The 2,782-nt window shown below is 63.4% G+C and carries 2 protein-coding genes; both read right to left on the bottom strand.

Annotated features, from left to right (window positions below; genetic code table 11):
• Positions 1–260: 260 nt before the first annotated feature.
• Positions 261–1,319, bottom strand: coding sequence for an ABC transporter substrate-binding protein (locus tag AC1D00_RS35045; RefSeq protein WP_477013828.1), 1,059 nt, complete (start codon positions 1,317–1,319; stop codon positions 261–263).
• A gap of 65 nt (positions 1,320–1,384) precedes the next feature.
• Entirely contained in the window at positions 1,385–2,509 is a 1,125-nt protein-coding gene (locus tag AC1D00_RS35040; RefSeq protein ID WP_404553624.1) for an ABC transporter ATP-binding protein, read from the bottom strand.
• Between the last annotated feature and the right edge of the window lie 273 nt (positions 2,510–2,782).

Genomic DNA, 2,782 nt, shown 5'->3' with positions numbered 1-2,782 from the left:
ACCTGAGCGCGCGCCTCGTCCTTCGAGACGACCGCTTTGCGGTCTCCTCAGGATGAGGCTCATCGACATCGGTGCCGGTGAAATGGCGGCCGCATACTCCATCCTCATCCTGAGGAGCCCGCCAAAAGCGGGCGTCTCGAAGGATGGCCGCAACGAAACTGCTCTCAAATGCGGTTGCCCTTCGATTTCAGGCAAGGCGCGGGGCACAGGCGAGGGGGCACCGACCCTCTGCCTGCGTCGCACGCCGGTTCGCTCGCGCGCTATTTCGCGGCCCATTTGTTGAAGCGCTCGGTCAAGCGGTCGATGTTCTCGAGCCAGAAGCCCACGTTGATCTCGACCGCGTTCTTGATGTTGTCAGGCGCGGTCGGCAGATCTTTCAGGACTGCCGGCTGGATCAGGGCGGCGGCGTCCTTGTTCGAGGTGCCGTAGGCGATGTTCTCCGACAGTTTCGACTGGTTCTCCGCCTTGCCCGCGAAGTCCAGGAACTTGTAGGCCGCGTCCTTGTTCGGGCTGCCCTTCAGGATGACCCAGCTGTCGAGGGTGAAGAGCGCGCCGTCCCACACCATGCCAAAATTCTTCTTCTCGTTCTTGTTCGCGGTGTCGATGCGGCCATTGTAGACCGAGGTCATCGCCACCTCGCCGGAGGCGAGCAATTGCGGCGGCTGGGCGCCGGCCTTCCACCAGACGAGGTCGCCCTTGATGGTGTCGAGCTTCTTGAACGCGCGATCGACGCCATCGTCGGTCGCCAGCACCTTGTAGACGTCCTTCGGCGGGACGCCGTCGGCCATGAGGGCGATCTCCAGCGTGGTCTTCGGGCCCTGACGCAGCGCGCGCTTGCCCGGAATCTTCTTGGTGTCGAAGAAGTCGGCCCAGCCCTTGGGCGCGTCCTTCAGCTTGTCCTTGTCGTAGCCGAGGACGAAATCATAGAGGATGGCGCCGACGCCGCAGGGATTGACCGACGGCGGGATATAGGCGGCCTCGCCGCCGATCTTGGAGTAATCGAGCTTCTCGAACAGGCCTTCCTCGCAGCCGACGGCGAGTTCGTCGCTCTCGACCTGGACGACGTCCCAGGTGGCGGCGCCACCCTGCACCTTGGCGCGCAATACGCCGACACCGCCGTCCCAGGACTCGTCGTTCATCGGGACGCCGGCTGCCTTCTTGAACGGCTCGAAATAGACCTTCTTCTGGGCATCCTGATACGCCCCGCCCCACGACACGACCGTGAGGTCACGCGCCTGCGCGACCGTCGCCAGCGCAGCGCTGGCGCTCAGTGCCGCGGCCAGGCCCAGAGCGATCTTGCCAATCTTGCGCTTCAGCATGGTCTTTGTTCCTTCTTTATGTGAGTTGCATTGTAGTTGATCGATGCGGATCCGCTTGCGTTGGATCAGGCGGGATCGAGGGCCAGGCAGTCCTCGGGGCGGAAGGTGATGAACACGTTTTCGCCAGGCCTCAGGCTACCATGTCTCAGGCTGTCATGCGCTCCCGGCTGAAGCTTGACCATGAACTCCCCGTTGCCGGCGACATTGAGCACGGCCAGCGCGTGGTCGCCGAGATAGATGGTGTTCTGAACCCTGGCCGGCAGACGGTTCGGTCCTTCGCTGGAGGCGCCATCCGGGACAATGGCGACGCGCTCCGGCCGCACCGACAGGGAGGTTGATGCGCCCGCGCCTGATACATTGACCGCCCGCGCGGTCACGGCGCCACCACCAGCCAGCGCGACGCGGCAATATTCCTTTTCGACTGTCTCGACGGTGCCGGCCAGCACATTGTTCTCGCCGATGAAGTGAGCGACGAAGCTGTTCACCGGATGCTCGTACAGCGCGTCGGGCCTGTCGATCTGCTGCACGATGCCGTCGTTGAACACGGCGATGCGGTCCGACATGGTGAGCGCTTCACTCTGATCGTGAGTGACGTAGACGACGGTGATGCCCATCGTCTCGTGCAGTTGCTTGATCTCCAGTTGCATCTGCTCCCGCAGGCGCTTGTCGAGGGCGCCAAGGGGCTCGTCCATCAGCACGAGTTGCGGATTGAAAACCAGCGCGCGGGCCAGGGCCACGCGCTGCTGCTGACCGCCGGACAGCTGCCCGGGCCGCCGGTGCGCCAGGGGTTCCATCTTGATCATGCGCAACGCGGCCCTGACGCGCTCCTGCGCTTCCGCCTTGCTCGTCTTGCGAACGGACAGCGGGAAGGCGATATTTTCTGCAATCGTCAGGTGTGGAAACAAGGCATAGTTCTGGAACACCATGCCGATGTCGCGCTTATGGGGCGGCACGTTCTTGATAGGCCGGTCGGCGAGATAAATCTCGCCATGGGTCGGAACCTCGAAGCCGGCCAGCATCATCAGCGTGGTCGTCTTGCCCGAGCCCGACGGGCCGAGCAGCGTGATGAACTCGCCCTTCCTGATGTCGAGATCGAGGTTCTTCACCACGAGGTGCTCGCCATCATAGGTTTTCTGAATGCCGGAGAAGCGCACCAGTGCCGGCGCAGACGTGACCATGCCGGCTTCCATCTTGTCCTCGCGTTATCAGCTACAGTGCTGCCAGGACCTCGTTCGAGGTTACGAGGAACAGCTTAGCACCCTCCGACGAGAATGCCAGCGGCGCAAGCGAAGGCGCAGGCGGGCCCGGACAGCGAAGGCGCGCTACATCCCCGACAGCTTCGTCACATACACGTTGAGCGAGCCGCCGGCCTCGGCGACCACGCGCAGCGTCTTGGAATCGAAGGCAATGTCGGCGAGCGTCAGGCTGTCGATCTTCGCGTCGACCTTGAGGCCGTCCTCGCT

This window comes from Bradyrhizobium sp. P2_E8, from assembly GCF_056403875.1.
The sequence above is the reverse complement of the archived record's forward strand: the minus strand, read 5'-3'. Positions and strand labels throughout refer to the sequence as shown.